This is a genomic window from Nocardioides sp. GCM10030259 (assembly GCF_042666375.1).
GTDB lineage: Bacteria > Actinomycetota > Actinomycetes > Propionibacteriales > Nocardioidaceae > Nocardioides.
This window is the reverse complement of record NZ_JBHTDF010000018.1, coordinates 410,800-426,309: the sequence shown is the minus strand read 5'-3', so window position 1 is coordinate 426,309 and position 15,510 is coordinate 410,800. Positions and strand designations below refer to the sequence as shown.

15 protein-coding genes and 2 tRNA genes are annotated in these 15,510 nt (G+C 69.0%); 2 read left to right on the top strand and 15 right to left on the bottom strand.

The window, feature by feature from the left end; all coding sequences use genetic code 11:
- Window positions 1–98: 98 nt before the first annotated feature.
- Window positions 99–797, bottom strand: a complete 699-nt coding sequence (locus ACFQQI_RS15145) for a hypothetical protein (protein WP_378564861.1) — start codon at window positions 795–797, stop codon at window positions 99–101.
- Window positions 776–1,255: an HD domain-containing protein gene (locus ACFQQI_RS15140; protein ID WP_378565573.1), complete on the bottom strand. Its 480-nt coding sequence runs from the start codon at window positions 1,253–1,255 to the stop codon at window positions 776–778. Before ACFQQI_RS15140 ends, ACFQQI_RS15145 begins: the two co-directional genes overlap by 22 nt.
- Between ACFQQI_RS15140 and ACFQQI_RS15135 the strand changes: the two genes are divergently transcribed.
- The gene (locus tag ACFQQI_RS15135) at window positions 1,142–1,456 is read left to right on the top strand and encodes a hypothetical protein (protein WP_378565585.1); all 315 of its coding nucleotides are present in this window, start codon (window positions 1,142–1,144) and stop codon (window positions 1,454–1,456) included. The genes ACFQQI_RS15140 and ACFQQI_RS15135 overlap by 114 nt on opposite strands.
- A gap of 55 nt (window positions 1,457–1,511) precedes the next feature.
- On the opposite strand, the gene ACFQQI_RS15130 is transcribed toward ACFQQI_RS15135, so the two are convergent.
- The gene (locus tag ACFQQI_RS15130; RefSeq protein WP_378564858.1) at window positions 1,512–1,913 is read right to left on the bottom strand and encodes a hypothetical protein; all 402 of its coding nucleotides are present in this window, start codon (window positions 1,911–1,913) and stop codon (window positions 1,512–1,514) included.
- Between the two features lie 243 nt (window positions 1,914–2,156).
- On the opposite strand from ACFQQI_RS15130, the gene ACFQQI_RS15125 reads away from it, so the two are divergent.
- Window positions 2,157–2,663 (top strand): hypothetical protein, encoded by a 507-nt coding sequence (locus ACFQQI_RS15125; RefSeq protein ID WP_378564855.1) that lies wholly within the window; start codon window positions 2,157–2,159, stop codon window positions 2,661–2,663.
- A gap of 57 nt (window positions 2,664–2,720) precedes the next feature.
- Here the strand turns inward: ACFQQI_RS15125 and ACFQQI_RS15120 are convergent, their stop codons facing one another.
- From ACFQQI_RS15120 to dnaA, 12 genes are all read right to left on the bottom strand, one after another.
- Window positions 2,721–3,203 carry a hypothetical protein gene (locus ACFQQI_RS15120; RefSeq protein ID WP_378564853.1) on the bottom strand — a complete coding sequence of 161 codons (483 nt, stop codon included), beginning with the start codon at window positions 3,201–3,203 and terminating at the stop codon, window positions 2,721–2,723.
- 276 nt (window positions 3,204–3,479) lie between these two features.
- Window positions 3,480–3,552 (bottom strand) — tRNA-Ala (locus ACFQQI_RS15115).
- A gap of 35 nt (window positions 3,553–3,587) precedes the next feature.
- Window positions 3,588–3,725, bottom strand: a complete 138-nt coding sequence (locus ACFQQI_RS15110) for a DLW-39 family protein (RefSeq protein WP_378564852.1) — start codon at window positions 3,723–3,725, stop codon at window positions 3,588–3,590.
- Window positions 3,726–3,757: 32 nt separating this feature from the next.
- A tRNA-Ile gene (locus tag ACFQQI_RS15105) sits at window positions 3,758–3,834 on the bottom strand.
- An 80-nt stretch (window positions 3,835–3,914) separates the two neighbouring features.
- On the bottom strand, window positions 3,915–4,496 hold the full coding sequence (locus tag ACFQQI_RS15100) for a DUF3566 domain-containing protein (protein ID WP_378564849.1): 582 nt from the start codon (window positions 4,494–4,496) through the stop codon (window positions 3,915–3,917).
- Window positions 4,496–7,138: a DNA gyrase subunit A gene (gene gyrA / locus ACFQQI_RS15095; RefSeq protein ID WP_378565570.1), complete on the bottom strand. Its 2,643-nt coding sequence runs from the start codon at window positions 7,136–7,138 to the stop codon at window positions 4,496–4,498. The genes ACFQQI_RS15100 and gyrA overlap by 1 nt, the downstream gene beginning before the upstream one ends.
- 126 nt (window positions 7,139–7,264) lie before the next feature.
- Window positions 7,265–9,340: a DNA topoisomerase (ATP-hydrolyzing) subunit B gene (gene gyrB / locus ACFQQI_RS15090; RefSeq protein WP_378565567.1), complete on the bottom strand. Its 2,076-nt coding sequence runs from the start codon at window positions 9,338–9,340 to the stop codon at window positions 7,265–7,267.
- A 278-nt stretch (window positions 9,341–9,618) separates the two neighbouring features.
- Window positions 9,619–10,173 (bottom strand): DUF721 domain-containing protein, encoded by a 555-nt coding sequence (locus tag ACFQQI_RS15085; protein WP_378564846.1) that lies wholly within the window; start codon window positions 10,171–10,173, stop codon window positions 9,619–9,621.
- Window positions 10,163–11,317: a DNA replication/repair protein RecF gene (gene recF / locus ACFQQI_RS15080; protein WP_378564843.1), complete on the bottom strand. Its 1,155-nt coding sequence runs from the start codon at window positions 11,315–11,317 to the stop codon at window positions 10,163–10,165. Before recF ends, ACFQQI_RS15085 begins: the two co-directional genes overlap by 11 nt.
- Before the next feature lie 10 nt (window positions 11,318–11,327).
- Window positions 11,328–12,230 (bottom strand): phosphogluconate dehydrogenase (NAD(+)-dependent, decarboxylating), encoded by a 903-nt coding sequence (gene gnd / locus ACFQQI_RS15075; RefSeq protein ID WP_378564840.1) that lies wholly within the window; start codon window positions 12,228–12,230, stop codon window positions 11,328–11,330.
- A 122-nt stretch (window positions 12,231–12,352) separates the two neighbouring features.
- On the bottom strand, window positions 12,353–13,489 hold the full coding sequence (gene dnaN / locus ACFQQI_RS15070) for a DNA polymerase III subunit beta (RefSeq protein ID WP_378564837.1): 1,137 nt from the start codon (window positions 13,487–13,489) through the stop codon (window positions 12,353–12,355).
- Window positions 13,490–13,954: 465 nt separating this feature from the next.
- Entirely contained in the window at window positions 13,955–15,400 is a 1,446-nt protein-coding gene (dnaA, locus tag ACFQQI_RS15065) for a chromosomal replication initiator protein DnaA (protein ID WP_378564834.1), read from the bottom strand.
- Between the last annotated feature and the right edge of the window lie 110 nt (window positions 15,401–15,510).

The window sequence follows — 15,510 nt, the reverse complement described above, 5'->3', positions numbered from 1 at the left end:
GTCGTCATGCTGTGGTCGGCGGCGTAGGCGGCTGGTGCGACGGCGAGGACGAGGGCTCCTTGCAACGGCGCCAGCGTTCCGTTGGTCCTCGGGGCGGACTAGAGCAGGTCGGTGATCTGCCCGTAGTCGACGCCCGACATGCGGCGGTGAAGGAGGAGCGCCTGGGCCTCCGTCATCGAACTGACGTAGTCGGCAGCGCTCCTGATTGCATCGTCGTGCACCTCGAACTCCTCGCGTCGATCGGGCGGCAGCAGTCGCGTCGGCTCGTGCGCCACCCACGTCGTCAGATCGCTCACGATCCGCTGCTGGCCGCGCTGCTGGCCCGCCAGGCCGGGACGATCGATGACGTAGCACTTGATCAGGCTGGTGAGAACGCTGACCTTCTCTCTCCGATCGTCCGGCACGGCGAGGCGCGCGTTGTACCTAGTCAGAGGGCCATCTCCTACGGCCTCCAACGAGGCGCCCGAAACGAAGTGCGTTAGCAGCCTGCTCGTGGCGGCGGCGGTCGTCTGCTTCGCGATGAAGTCACCGGCATAAGGCCCAGCCGGTAGGAGCAGGTTGGCGATCTCACGAATGTGAACACGGACTGGGGCAGGATCGAACTCGACGCCGGGGTGCTTCTTGCTGTGCTTCGCCTCTAGGTAGCGCAGGAACTGCTCAGTTTCATACGGCCACTGCTCCTGTCGACGTGGGTTGTCGAGAGGCAGGGTGAAGATCTGGTCGAGCGGGATCAAGCCCGCCCGGTAAAAGTCCTCGACGTCGTGGCAGGCGTAGGTCACCTCATCCGCCCAGTCCATGATCTCTTCCTCGACAGGTCGAGGCTGCTTGTCCTGCTTCGTCGCCGGCGGCTCCTGTACGTCCCCCTGGAGGATCCACTCAACCGTGGTCGCCTCCGGCTCATAGCATCCCCAGTGCTCACCGGCGTAGGAGGCTTCCCTATCGCCAGAGCCTCGGCGCCACGGGTACTTGGTGGCGGCGTCCAGGGTTGCTCTCGTGAGGTGGAGGCCCCGCTGGTCTCGTCCTCCGGAGCGGGCGGCAAGGTAGCTAGCGATCCGTAGATTCTGCGCGTTGCCCTGGAACCCTCGGTCCGTGCCTGGTCGGACTCGGTCGAACGCAACTCATCCACAGTCGCGCACAGGCTGTGCTCGCCGATGTGACCGAATGGCGGGTGCCCGATGTCATGAATGAGGCAAGCTGCCTCAAGCAGGTCAGGGTCCGGACCAACCGCGTCAGCGCCGGCTCGATCCGTGAGCAGGACCGCGAGCCGCCTTCCAAGCTGCGCAACCTTGAGGCTGTGCGTCAGCCGATTGTGATAGCCACCCAGCTGATCGGCTGCAACTACCTGGGTCTTGCCAGCGAGAGCGCGGAACTCATTGCAGTACAGGATCCGATCAACATCGTGCTGAAAGGGACTGCGCACGTCGTCCAGCGACGGCGTGCTCTGACCACCGCGTGAGTGCTGCTCCAGGTCCGCGTCGGAGTAGCCCGCCGTCGGGTCGCTCAACGCCAGCTCAAGCGCCGGGGATCAGGTCCATCGGAGACCGCAAGAGGGTCTCCGCCGCCTCCAGGCGCCTACGGTATTCGCCGTTCCAGCCGCGGACCATGTCACATCCGCTGTCAGTGATGTGCAGGCCGGCAGGTCCGGTCTCTACGAGGCCAAGGGACAGCAAGTCGCTGACGGCGTCACGCACCACACTCGTGACACGGATTCCCGGTGCGACCCGAATCGACAGCAACTCGTGACCTAGCGGCGTGGCGCTGGCGGCAGCCAGCAGAGTCGCCCACGGCATCGAGGTACCCACGGCCTTGGTGTACGCCTCAATGAGGGCGAGCACGTTCGCGTGGACCTCGACTTCGAGGAGCGCGGCATCCGCACTAGTCATGACGGGCACGGGCGAGACGGCAGTGGTCACGGCATCCTTCGCAGCTTCTCCAGCCTGCGGCTGGGTGTTCTTTCCATCTTGCTTCATGGAATCCGGTTGCGGCTACAGACCGCGATAACTACATCGGTGTTAGTCACGCCACCCATGATCGAACATCTGTTCGAACAACGCAATCGGCTGTGCACATGGTAGTTTCGGGCCGTTTCTGTACAACATCAGGGTAGATCTGTCCAGAAACAGTTCGAGACCGACACGCGGCGAGGCTGAGCACGAATGACTGAGCCTGATTCTGGTTCAGAACCATCAGTATCGGTTCGACGCGCCGCGGACCTGCTCGGCTACGCATCGCGCTCGACCGTCTATGCGCGCATCGCCCGTGGAGACCTGGATGCCCGGCTCGACGGCTTCGGACACGCCACCGTGACGCTCGCAAGCATCGAGCGATACCGGGCAGCGCCGCCTGCCGGAAGTTGGCTGCGGCCCGTGCTCCACGAGGACGAACCGTCCGGCGAGCCGGCCTCCTCCTCCTTCTCGTCTGCGAGTCAGCTCGACTCCCTGCATGCCGAGAACATGCGCCTTCGTGAGGCTGTCAGCCGGCTTCAGATGGTGCGTGAGAAGGAGAGCGCAGCACGGGTAGCGGAGGCGAAGGCCAATCGACACCTGCGCCGGGCGCTCAAAGAGCGCGGCAAGGCGGCTGAACTATCGTCGTCAGCGCTCGCAGACATGGACGAACTCCTCACCCTGTTCCTTACGCCAGACAACGCCGCCGGCGCCGAGTAGGACGTCGGAAGGCCCGAGATTCGCTGCCGGAAACGAGCGGTCGCCATTGCGCGGGGGTCAACTCCCGACCATCCGCGCTGCGAAGGCGCCAGCGAAAGCGCCGAGGAGTGCGCCGAGGACTGCTGTTCCGACGCCGACCCAGACGGCCAGACGCTGGGCCGCGGCGGTCTCCAAGGCCAGGCGACCGACCTCGGCCTGGACCGTCTCGGTGGCGACGGTCGTCCTCTCAACCGCTCGCTCGACGTTCTTGTTGGTTGTGATGCCCAGGTCTTCGAGCGTGCCGCGGGTCCGGCCGGGTGCGGGTGGCAGGTCGAGCGCCCTCGCGGTCCAGCCGGCGAGTACGTCGGCGTAGAGCTGCTGCGTGCGGGGCGCGAGGTCGACGCGCATCGCCAGGTGCTCGGCGGCGTAGTCGGCCAGTGTGACGGCGCCGAGTGAGGGAGCGCGCCAGGTGCCGCGCACGACGTCGGCGCGGACGGTCGCTAGCCAGTCCTCGGCCTCTCGCTTGGTCGCGAAGGTCTGGGGCGCGGTGTGCCGGTTCATCTGCCGATCGGTGTAACGCGCTTGGTAGCGGCCGGAGGGAAGTCGGCGGGTGCTGCCGAAAGATGCTCGGGAGGTCTTGCGCGTTCGCGACTTGCGCGCGGATCGGGTGTCGGTAGGGGTACTGCTCGGGTCGGTCATCTTGCCGTCCTGACGGGTCAAGCACGCTCATTTCCGAGCGTGCTTGGGCACGTAAGGGCGCGAGGCCCATTGGGTGCCGCCGTTTGACCCGTCGCGGCGGGGAGTCACTCCCTACGTTGACCAGCGGTTATTGCTAAGTGGAGCCTAGGGGACTCGAACCCCTAACCCCCTGCTTGCAAAGCAGGTGCGCTACCAATTGCGCCAAGGCCCCTCGGGCGGGTGGGCCGCCCCGGGATCAGACCGGGATCAGGACCGGGAGACGCTGTCGGTCGCCTCGGCCCAGAGGGCCTGCTCGTGCTTGCCCTCGTCGAGCTTCTTCTTGACGACGACGGCGGTGCCGGCGGCGAGCAGGAGCAGCAGGATCTTCTTCATGGTGACTCCCATGGGCTCGAGTGTGTACCGCTGTCGCGCCGGGATGGTGGGCCTAACAGGACTTGAACCTGTGACCTCTTCCTTATCAGGGAAGCGCTCTAACCGTCTGAGCTATAGGCCCGCGAACCGGGGGAACATTACCCCACGCTCGGAGCGCCCGACAAAACGGCGGGCGCCACCGGGACGACCCCGGAAGAACGGTCAGCGCTGGTCCTCGGCGAGGGTCAGCTCGACGCCGCCGAGCAGGGCTGCGGCCATGTTGTAGAGGAACGCGCCGAGGGTCGCGATCGCGGTGATCAGGATGACGTCGACGACCGCGACGAGGATCGTGAAGCCCATCACGCGGGACATGCCGACGTACTTCTCGACGTCCCAGCCCGAGGCGTCGTCACCGCCGACGACGTCCTGGACGGTCTGGTTGATCGAGTCCCAGACGCCGGCGGCCGACAGCACCGACCAGATGATGAAGACCGACACGATCGTCACCACGCCGAAGGCGATCGCGAGCAGGAACGCCGTCTTCATGACCGACCACGGGTCGATGCGCGTCAGCCGCAGCCGGGCCCGCCGCGGCGGGCGCCGGGCGGGGGAGGCCTTCTTGGCGGCGGACGGCGAGTCCGGGTTGGCGTTGGCCCGGTGCTCGTCGGCGGCCTGCCCGACTGCTGCCGAGATCCGCTCGCCGAGGCCCGGACGACCCACGGGCTTCTTGCCTGCGGGTGCACTGGAGCCCGGTCGGGCAGCGGGGTTGCGCGTAGCGGTGCGCTCGGCGGATCGGTCGGTCATCAGGCCTCACTCTCTCCGTCGGTGTCGGCCTCGGGAGCGTCGACGGCGGTGGCCGTCTCCTCTGCAGTCCCCTCGATTGTTGCACCCACGCCTGCATCGGACGATTCGACGGAGTTGTCGTCCCCCTCGAGCTCGCCCTCCTCGTCCTCGCGGGACTCGACCGATCGGGCGACCACGGCGACCGAGTCCTTGGACTTCGGGCTCACGAACTTCACACCCATCGTCGACCGGCCGGTGGGCCGGAAGTCGGCGTTGATCGGGCTGCGCACGACCTGGCCGTTCTGGGTGATCGAGAGGATCTCGTCACCCTCCTCGACGATGAACGCGCCGACGAGCTGGCCACGGTCCTCGTTCTGCAGCGCCATCGCCTTGATGCCGATGCCGCCACGGTTGGTGGTGCGGTACTCAGAGATCCGGCTGCGCTTGGCAAAGCCGCCGTCGGTGATGGTGAAGACGTACTGCTCCTTCACGTCGGGCAGGTCGCCGGCCGCGGTGGACTCGCCGGCGGCCTCGGCCCGCGCCTCCGCGGCCTCCTCGGCCGCGACCTGCTCGGCGCGGATGACCGACATCGACAGCACGGAGTCGCCGTCCCGGAACTTCATGCCGGTGACGCCGGACGTCGCGCGCCCCATCGGCCGCAGCTGGCCGTCGTCGGCACCGAACCGGATCGCCTGGCCCTTGCGGGACACCAGCAGGATGTCGTCCTCGGCGTTGACGAGCTCGGCGCCGATCAGCTCGTCGTCGTCCTCGCGGAAGTTGATCGCGATGACGCCGGCCTGGCGCGGGCTGTTGTAGTCGGCGAGGCGCGTCTTCTTGACCAGGCCGTTGCGCGTGGCCAGCACGAGGTACGGCGCCTGGTCGTAGTCGCGGATCGCCAGCACCTGCGCGATGTTCTCGTCGGGCTGGAAGCTGAGCAGCCCGGCGACGTGCCCGCCCTTCGCGTCGCGCGACGCCTCGGGCAGGTTGTAGGCCTTGGTGCGGTAGACCCGGCCGGCCGTCGTGAAGAACAGCAGCCAGTGGTGGTTGGTCGTGGCGATGAAGTGCTCGACGACGTCGTCGCCGCGCAGCGTCGCGCCGCGCACGCCCTTCCCGCCCCGCTTCTGGATGCGGTACTGCTGGCGCTGGGTGCGCTTCGCGTAGCCGCCGCGCGTGATCGAGACGACCAGCTCCTCGTCGGGGATCAGGTCCTCCATCGACATGTCGCCCGCGGCCGCGATGATCTGGGTACGACGGTCGTCGCCGTACTTGCCGACGATCTCCATCAGCTCGTCGATGACGATCTGCCGCTGGCGGCTGACGTTGGCGAGGATGTCCTTGAGGTCGGCGATCTCGAGCTCGATCTCGGCGAGCTGGTCGATGATGCGCTGCCGCTCGAGGGCCGCGAGGCGGCGCAGCTGCATGTCGAGGATGGCGTTGGCCTGGAGCTCGTCGATCTCCAGCAGCTCGATCAGGCCGCGGCGAGCGTCGTCGACCTCGGGGGAGCGCCGGATGAGGGCGATGACCTCGTCCAGCATGTCGAGCGCCTTGACCAGCCCGCGCAGGATGTGGGCCCGCTCCTCGGCCTTCCTGAGGCGGAACTCGGTACGCCTGCGGATGACGCTGATCTGGTGCTCGACCCAGTTGCTGATGAACTGGTCGACGGTCAAGGTGCGCGGCACGCCGTCGACCAGGGCGAGCATGTTGGCCGAGAAGTTGGTCTGCAGCTCGGTGTGCTTGAGCAGGTTGTTGAGGACGACCCGTGCCACGGCGTCGCGCTTGAGCACGACGACGATGCGCTGGCCCACGCGCGACGAGGTCTCGTTGCGGACGTCGGCGATGCCCTGCACCTTGCCCGCGTCGGCGAGCTCGGCGATCTTCACGAGCAGGTTGTCGGGGTTGACCATGTAGGGCAGGTCGGTGATGACGAGCACCGTCCGGCCGGTCTTGTCCTCGTCGACCTCGATCACCGCTCGCTGGGTGATCGAGCCGCGGCCGGTGCGGTAGGCCTGCTCGATGCCGTCACGGCCGACGATGAGCGCGCCGTTGGGGAAGTCCGGGCCCTTGATCCGCTCGATGAGCGCGTCCTGCAGCTCCTCCCGGCTGGCGTCGGGGTGCTCGAGAGCCCACTTGGCGCCCTCGGCCACCTCACGCAGGTTGTGCGGCGGGATGCTCGTGGCCATGCCGACCGCGATGCCGGCCGAGCCGTTGACCAGCAGGTTCGGGAACCGCGCCGGCAGGATCGTGGGCTCTTCGGTCTTGCCGTCGTAGTTCGGGGTCATGTCGACGGTCTCTTCGTCGATCTCCCGGACCATCTCCATGGCCAGCGGCGCCATCCGGCACTCGGTGTACCGCATCGCCGCGGCGGGGTCGTTGCCCGGCGAGCCGAAGTTGCCCTGGCCGCTGACCAGCGGCGCGCGCATCACCCACGGCTGGGCGAGGCGGACCAGGGTGTCGTAGATCGCGGTGTCGCCGTGGGGGTGGTAGTTACCCATGACGTCGCCGACGACGCGCGCGCACTTGTTGAAGCCGCGGTCGGGCCGGTAACCGCCGTCGTACATCGCGTAGAGCACCCGGCGGTGCACCGGCTTCAGCCCGTCGCGCACGTCGGGCAGCGCGCGACCGACGATGACCGCCATCGCGTAGTCGATGTAGGAGCGCTTCATCGACTCCTGGAGGTCGACGGGCTGGATCCGCCCGCCGCCGGTCCCGTCGCCGAGGTTGCTCTGCGTCTCAGTCACGATTGCTCTCTCTGGTGTCGTCTATCGATATCTTGGATCTGATCTAGAGATCTAGATATCGAGGAATCGGACGTCCTTGGCGTTGCGCTGGATGAAGGAGCGGCGCTGGTCCACGTCCTCGCCCATGAGGATCGAGAAGATCTCGTCGGCCTGCGCGGCGTCCTCGAGCGTCACCTGGAGCAGGACCCGCTGGTCCGGGTCGAGGGTGGTCTCCCAGAGCTCGTCGGCATTCATCTCGCCGAGACCCTTGTAGCGCTGGATGGGCGCTTCCTTGGGCAGCTTCCTGCCCTGCTCGAGGCCGTCGCGCATGACCGCGTCGCGCTCGGCGTCGGAGTAGACGAACTCGTGCTCGTGCGGCTTGTTCCACTTGATCCGGTAGAGCGGCGGCTGCGCGAGATAGACATGGCCGGCCTCGATCAGCGGGCGCATGAAGCGGAAGAGCAGCGTCAGCAGCAGGGTGTTGATGTGGTGGCCGTCGACGTCGGCGTCCGCCATCAGCACGATCTTGTGGTACCGCAGCTTGTCGAGGTCGAACTCCTCGTGGACGCCGGTGCCGAGCGCCGAGATGATCGCCTGGACCTCCTGGTTGGCCAGGACCTTGTCGATGCGGGCCTTCTCGACGTTCAGGATCTTGCCGCGGATCGGGAGGATCGCCTGGATCCGGTTGTCCCGGCCCATGACCGCCGAGCCGCCGGCCGAGTCACCCTCGACGATGAAGACCTCGCACTCCTCGGGGTTGCGCGAGCTGCAGTCGCGCAGCTTGCCGGGCAGGCCGCCACCGCCGAGCAGGCCCTTGCGGTTGCGGGCCAGGTCGCGCGCCTTGCGGGCGGCGATCCGGGCGGTCGCGGCGGCCTGGGCGCGCCGGATGATGTCCTTGCCCTCGCCCGGGTTCTGCTCGAGCCAGGCGCCGAGCTGGTCGTTGACGATGCGCTGCACGAAGCCCTTGGCCTCGGTGTTGCCGAGCTTGGTCTTGGTCTGCCCCTCGAACTGGGGCTCGCCGAGCTTGATCGAGATGATCGCCGTCAAGCCCTCGCGGATGTCGTCGCCCGAGACCCGGTCCTCCTGCTTCTTCATCAGGCCCCACTCGAAGCCCCAGTTGTTGACCAGCGAGGTGAGCGCCGCGCGGAAGCCCTCTTCGTGCGTGCCGCCCTCGTGGGTGTTGATCGTGTTGGCGAAGGTGTGGACCGACTCGGTGTACGACGTGTTCCACTGCATCGCGATCTCGAGACTCATGTGGCTCTCGGCCGACTCGGGGGTCTCGGCCTCGAACGAGATGATCGTGGGGTTCGCGACCTGCTTCTTGCGGTTGATGTACTCGACGTAGTCGACGAGGCCGCGGTCGTAGCGGAAGACCTGCTCGATGCCGCCGGTCTCCGCGCGCTTGATGCTGTCGGCGCGCTGCTGGTCGACGTCGTCCGCCACGGTGTCGTCCTCGACCGCGTCGGCGAGGTCGTCGGCCTGCGGCCGCTCGTCGCGGACCACGATCTCGAGGCCCTTGTTGAGGAAGGCGTACTCGCGGATCCGCGACGTGATCGTCTCGAGGGAGTACGTCGTGGTCTCGAAGATGTCCGGCGACGCCCAGAACGTGATCGTGGTGCCGGTGCGCTCGCCGGGCTCCATCGGCCGGACCTGCTCGAGGTCCCCGTCGGGGACGCCGACCGTGAACGCCTGGCGCCACAGGTGGTCGCGATTCTTGACCTCCGCGACGACCTTCGTCGACAGCGCGTTGACGACCGAGACGCCGACGCCGTGCAGACCACCGGAGACCTTGTAGCCGCCACCGCCGAACTTGCCGCCGGCGTGCAGGACGGTCAGCGCCAGCGTCAGCGCGGGGAGCTCCTGGCCGGGGGCGGTGCCGGTCGGGATGCCGCGGCCGTTGTCCTCGACCCGGATGCCGCCGTCGGGGAGGAGGGTCAGCACGATGCGGTCGCAGTGGCCGGCGAGCGCCTCGTCGACCGCGTTGTCGACGATCTCCCAGATCAGGTGGTGGAGGCCGCGCTCACCGGTCGACCCGATGTACATGCCGGGCCGCTTGCGGACCGCCTCGAGGCCCTCGAGGACCTGGATGGCAGAGGCGTCGTACTCGGTGTCGACGCGACCGTTGGTCGGTGGGGCGGGGACGGGGATCTCGTCGGGCTCGACGGGGTTGACGTCGCTCACGCGCACCTCTTCTGACGGTGGTCTTCACATGGAGATGGCCGCGAACGCGGGCGCTCAGCGGCCAACGACCATGATAGCCCTCGGAAGGCCGCATTCCACGCCACGCCCTTCCGGGGGGCGTCGTCTGTGGACGAAAAGTGCTGCTGAGCGCGCCGTGAGTGCGGTTCCGAGCGCCGCACAGGGGTGCGGACAGGTCCCGGTACGTCGGAGAGCCCGTCAGATCGTCTCCGGCGACCGCCCGCGGCTCAGCCGTAGGTGTCGCGCGGGCCGCGCCCGTCGCGGACCGACCGGGGGCCCTTCTTCCAGGTCGGCAGGTGCGGTCCGAGGACCTCGATGAGCGTCACGGTCCCGTGCCCGAGCTCCTCGTTGAGCCGGCGCACGATCGTCGGCGCGAGCAGCCGCAGCTGGGTGGCCCAGGCGGTCGAGTCGGCGCGCACGACCAGGCGCCCGTCGGTGAACGTCTCGGGGGTGCAGTGCTGCGCGACCTCGGCGCCGACCAGCTCGGCCCAGCGGCCGAAGACCCCCTGCACCCGCAGGTCCAGCTCCCACCCGTGCTCGGCGACGAGGCGGCCGAGGGTGTTGTCGAGCAGCTGCGGGTCGCGGTCGTCGGGGTGCGCACCGGTCACCCGGCCGCGGGCCGGCCGGTCGCCCTTCCGGCGCGGCTTGCGCGCCGCGGGCGTCGACTTCGACGTCGCCCGGGTCAGGGACCGCGCCAGGTCGAGGCCGTCGGGGTCGTGCTCGGCCGGGGCCGCCTCCGGCTCGGGCCGCTGCTCGTCGCCCTCGGGCGACTCACTGCTCACGGACCACCTCGCCGCCGCCCACGACGTACCGCACCCCGGCGAGCGCCTCGGGCACATCGGCGCCGACGGCCGCGGTGACCAGCACCTGCTCGGCGCCGGCGACCAGCTCGGCGAGCTGGGCCCGCCGCTCGGTGTCGAGCTCGGCGAAGACGTCGTCGAGCACGAGGATCGGGTCGTCGCCGTCAGCGCGGAGCAGGTCGTACGACGCGAGCCGCAGCGCGAGCGCGAAGGACCACGACTCACCGTGGGAGGCGTAGCCCTTGACGGGGAGACGGTTGTCGCCGGGACCGTGGCCGAGGGTCAGCAGCAGCTCGTCGCGGTGCGGACCCACCAGGGAGATGCCCCGGTCGAGCTCGTCGCTGCGGCGGCGCTCGACCTCCGCGAGCAGCGCCTCGGTCAGGTCGTCGCGCTCGGTGCGGCCCTCCAGGTCGAACGACGGGCGGTACTCGATGTCCGCGTCGTCGCGGGTCGCGCCGCGGGCGACGGTCTCGTAGGCCTTGCCGACGTACGGCCGCAGGGCCTCGACGAGCGCCAGTCGCTCGGCCAACAGCTCGGCGCCGGTGCGGGCTAGGTGCGCGTCCCAGACGCCGAGCGTCGAGAGCGCGCCCTCCTGCGACGACGAGCCGCGGCGCGCGGCGCCCGCGGTCTTGAGCAGCGAGTTGCGCTGCCGCAGCACCCGGTCGTAGTCGGAGCGCACGCCGGCGAGCCGGGGTGCGCGCAGGATCAGCAGGTCGTCGAGGAGCTTGCGACGGTCGGACGGGTCGCCCTTGACGAGCGTGAGGTCCTCGGGGGAGAAGACGACCGTTCGCACCAGCCCGACGAGGTCGCGGGCGCGGGGGAGTGGGGACCGGTTGACCCGTGCCCGGTTGGACCTGCCGGGATTGATCTCCACCTCGAGCACCGCGGTCCGTCCGTCGCGGACGACGGCCGCGCGCACCACCGCCTGCTCGGCGCCGGCCCGCACCAGCGGCGCGTCGCCGGCGACCCGGTGCGACGCCAGCCGCGAGAGGTAGTCGATCGCCTCGACGAGGTTGGTCTTGCCCTGGCCGTTGCGGCCGATGAACGCCGTGACCCCGGGCCCCAGCTCGACGTCAGCGGTCGCGTAGGACCGGAAGTCGTGGAGGGTCAGGTGCGCGACGTACACGAGCGGTCACTCACGAGCTCACGTCCCCACCGGACGGCGCCTCGGTGCGTACGGCGTGGCCGCCGAACTGGTTGCGCATGGCGGCGACCGCCTTCATCGCCGGGCTGTCGTCCTGGCGCGAGGTGAAGCGGGCGAAGAGGGAGGCGGCGATGACGTGCATCGGCACTGCGTTGTCGATCGCGGCCTCGACGGTCCAGCGGCCCTCGCCGGAGTCCTCGGCGTAGCCGGCGATCTTGTCGAGGTGGGTGTCGTCCTCGAGCGCGGCGACCAGCAGGTCGAGCAGCCACGACCGGATCACCGTGCCGGACCGCCACGAGTCGAAGACCTCGGTCACGTTGTCGACGAGGTCGACCTTCTCGAGCAGCTCCCAGCCCTCGGCGTAGCTCTGCATCATGGCGTACTCGATGCCGTTGTGGACCATCTTGGCGAAGTGGCCGGCACCGGGCTTCTGGCCCGCGTGCACGAACCCGCCCTCCTCCGGCTTGAGGGCGTCGAACGCCGGCTGCACCTTCGCGACGTCCTCGTCGGAGCCGCCGCACATCAGCGCGTAGCCGTTCTGCAGGCCCCAGACCCCGCCGGAGACCCCGCAGTCGACGAATCCGATGCCGCGCTCGGCGAGCATCTCGGCGTTCACCTGGTCGTCGGTCCACCGCGAGTTGCCGCCGTCGACGACGAGGTCGCCCTCGCCGAGGAGTCCGCCGAGCTCGCGGATCGTCTCGCGAGTCGGGTCGCCGGCGGGCACCATCACCCAGACGACCTTGGGGGAGGGCAGCTTCTCCACCATCGCGGCGAGGCTGTCGACGTCAGCGACGTCCGGGTTGCGGTCGTAGCCGACCACCGTGTGCCCCGCGTTGCGCAGGCGGGTGCGCATGTTGCCACCCATCTTGCCGAGCCCGACGAGTCCGATGTCCATGTCACGACACTAGCCGGGCGCGACGGAGGAGCGCACGGCGTGTGGCGGGAGGTCGAGCAAGCCTGCGACCGAGCCTGCGAGGTCGCAACGGCGCGTCGAAACCCATGGGCTCGCCGGGCTGATTACGAGAGGAGGCGGCGCGGCATCAGCAGGTAGCGGAAGGCGGTCTCCGACTGGCCCTCGGTCGACCCGCTGATCACCACCGGCTTCGACGCCTGGGTGAACGCGAGCTCGACGACCTGCTGGTCGATGACCGTGAGCCCGTCCAGCAGGAACTGCGGGTTGAACCCCGTGGTCAGCTCGTCGCCCTGGATGCTCGCCTCGATCGACTCCGACGCCTGCGCCTCGTCACCGGAGCCCGCGTCGAGGGTGAGCACGCCGTCGTTGAACGCCAGCTGCACGGCGGTGTTGCGCTCGGCCACCAGCGAGACGCGGCGCACCGACTCGATCAGCGCGGTCTTGTCGACGAGCGCCGTGGTGAGGTGCTCGCTCGGGAAGAGGCTGCGGACCTTGGGGAACTCCCCGTCGAGGAGGCGGGTCGTCGTACGCCGCCGGCCGCCCGGCGCCTCGCCCTCGAAGCCGATGATGCCCTCGCCGGTGCCGGTCGCTGCGAGCGCGATCGTGACCTCGCCGCCGGCGGTGAGCGACTTGGCGGTGTCGCCGAGCACCCGGGCCGGGACGAGGGCCGCCGCGGAGACGTCGGGGGTGCCGGGGTTCCAGTCGAGCTCGCGGAGCGACAGGCGGAACCGGTCGGTGGCCAGGAGGGAGATCGTCGAGCCGTCGATCTCGACCCGCACACCGGTGAGCACCGGGAGCATGTCGTCGCGCCCCGCGGCCGTCACGGCCTGGGCCACGGCGTGGGCGAAGGCCTCGCTGTCGACGGTGCCGGTCGCGGCCGGCATGTCGGGCAGCGCCGGGTAGTCCTCGACGGGCATGGTCTGCAGGCTGAACCGGGCCGAGCCGCACGTGAGCGAGACCCGCGCGCCGTCGAGGACCACGTCGACCGGCTTGGCGGGCAGGCTGCGGCAGATGTCCGCGAGCAGGCGGCCACTGACGAGCGCCCGACCCTCGTCGCTCACCTGTGCGCTGAGCGTGGCGCGCGCCGAGGTCTCGTAGTCGAAGGTGGAGAGCACCAGGCCGGCGTCGTTCGCCTCGATCAGGAGACCGGCGAGGACCGGCACGCTGGGACGGACCGGGAGGCTGCGGGCAGCCCAGGCGACGGCATCGGCGAGCACGTCGCGCTCGACGCGGAACTTCACGATGGGTCCTTCGGATCGGTCGGGCACGGACGGATGGGATGCGAATCCTGCCATGCGGCGCCGACCGGCGGGAGGTTCGGTGTGGTTTGGGGTGCGGAGCGCAAGCACGACACGCGATGTCGGGAGGGCGTTGTCCCCAGGAAGGTGCGCGGATCGAAGTTCACGGGGAATCGATATGTCTGGAGGTACGTCGGAGTCGCAGCATCGGTGGAATCTGTGGACGACGCGCGTTGTCGCAGGTCAGCACGTCGATTCGGCGTGCACAGGGGGTGTGGAACGACCACTGAACGACTCGCGCAGGATGTGGACCTCGCGGACTCGTGCGCAGGGGTGTCATTCGTCGTCCACAGGTTCTCCCGGGCGTCGGGCCTCCAGCGCACACCTCCTCCACAGGGTGGGGAACGACAGGAAATGGCAGCGACCCGGCAGAAGCTCTCTGCCGGGTCGCGTGGTTCGGGATGGATCTCAGGTCTGCCGGGCGTGCATCTTGATGCGGTTGGTGAGCTCGGAGACCTGGTTGAAGACTGCGCGGCGCTCGGCGAGCAGCTGGTTGATCTTGCGGTCGGCGTACATGACCGTCGTGTGGTCGCGGTTGCCGAACTGGGCGCCGATCTTGGGCAGCGAGAGGTCGGTGAGCTCGCGACACAGGTACATCGCGATCTGGCGCGCCATCACCAGGTGGCGGCCGCGGCTCGGTCCGGTGAGCTCCTCGATCGAGAGCCCGAAGTACGCCGCGGTCTGCGCGATGATCAGTGCCGCGGTGATCTCGGGCTCCCCGCCCTCGGGGATCAGGTCCTTGAGCACGATCTCGGCCAGGGTCATGTCGACCTCCTGGCGGTTGAGGTTCGCGAACGCCGTGACCCGGATCAGCGCACCCTCGAGCTCACGGATGTTGGTCTGGATCTTCGAGGCGATGAACTCCAGGACGTCCGGCGGCGCCGTCAGCCGGTCCATCGCGGCCTTCTTGCGCAGGATCGCGATGCGGGTCTCGAGGTCGGGCGGCTGCACGTCGGTGATGAGACCCCACTCGAACCGGTTGCGCAGCCGGTCCTCGAGCGCCTCGAGCCGCTTCGGCGCGCGGTCGGAGGTGAGGACGATCTGCTTGTTCGCGTTGTGGAGCGTGTTGAACGTGTGGAAGAACTCCTCCTGGGTCTGGGTCTTGCCCTCCAGGAACTGGATGTCGTCGATGAGCAGCACGTCGACGTCGCGGTAGCGCCGCTTGAAGCGGTCCTGCCGGTCGTCGCGGATCGCGTTGATGAACTCGTTGGTGAACTCCTCGCTCGACACGTACCGAACGCGGGCGGCCGTGTAGAGCGAGCGCACGTAGTGGCCGATGGCGTGGAGCAGGTGCGTCTTGCCGAGGCCGGAGTCGCCGTAGACGAGGAGCGGGTTGTACGCCTTGCCGGGCGCCTCAGCCACCGCGACGGCGGCGGCGTGCGGGAACCGGTTGGACGAGCCGATGACGAACGTCTCGAAGGTGTACTTCGGGTTCAGCCTGGTCTCGAGTGCGGTCGGTCGAGGTCCGGCGTCGACCTGCTCGACCGGCGGGGTCGAGGCGGGAACGGCGGACGGTACGTCGATCTGTGGATTTGTCGACAAGTCGGCTTGTGGACGGGAGGGCTCGGACCGGGTGTCGACGGTCGGCGCGCCGCTGGCCTCGAGGGCGGGGTTCACGGTCACCGCGATCCGGATCTCGCGACCGAAGCGCTCGCTGAGCGCGTCCTCGAGCTGGGCGCGGAGTCGGCCCTCGAGCTGGTTGCGCGTGAAGTCGTTGGGGACGGCGACGATGGCGGTGCTCTCATGGAGCGTCACCGGCTCGCTCGCCTTGAGCCACGCGCGCTGGTTGGGCTGGAGGTCGTCGACCACGCCCCGCCAGGCGAGGTCGAGGTCCGAGGTCTGCTGCTCCACCATTCCCGCTTTCTGCGCTTGTCGCTGTCGACCGGGGACTGCTCCCGGCCGGCCACTGGCCGGTCCCCATCGTCGTGGACGCGGCTCCGGCTCGCAGCGGAACCGGCGACCTC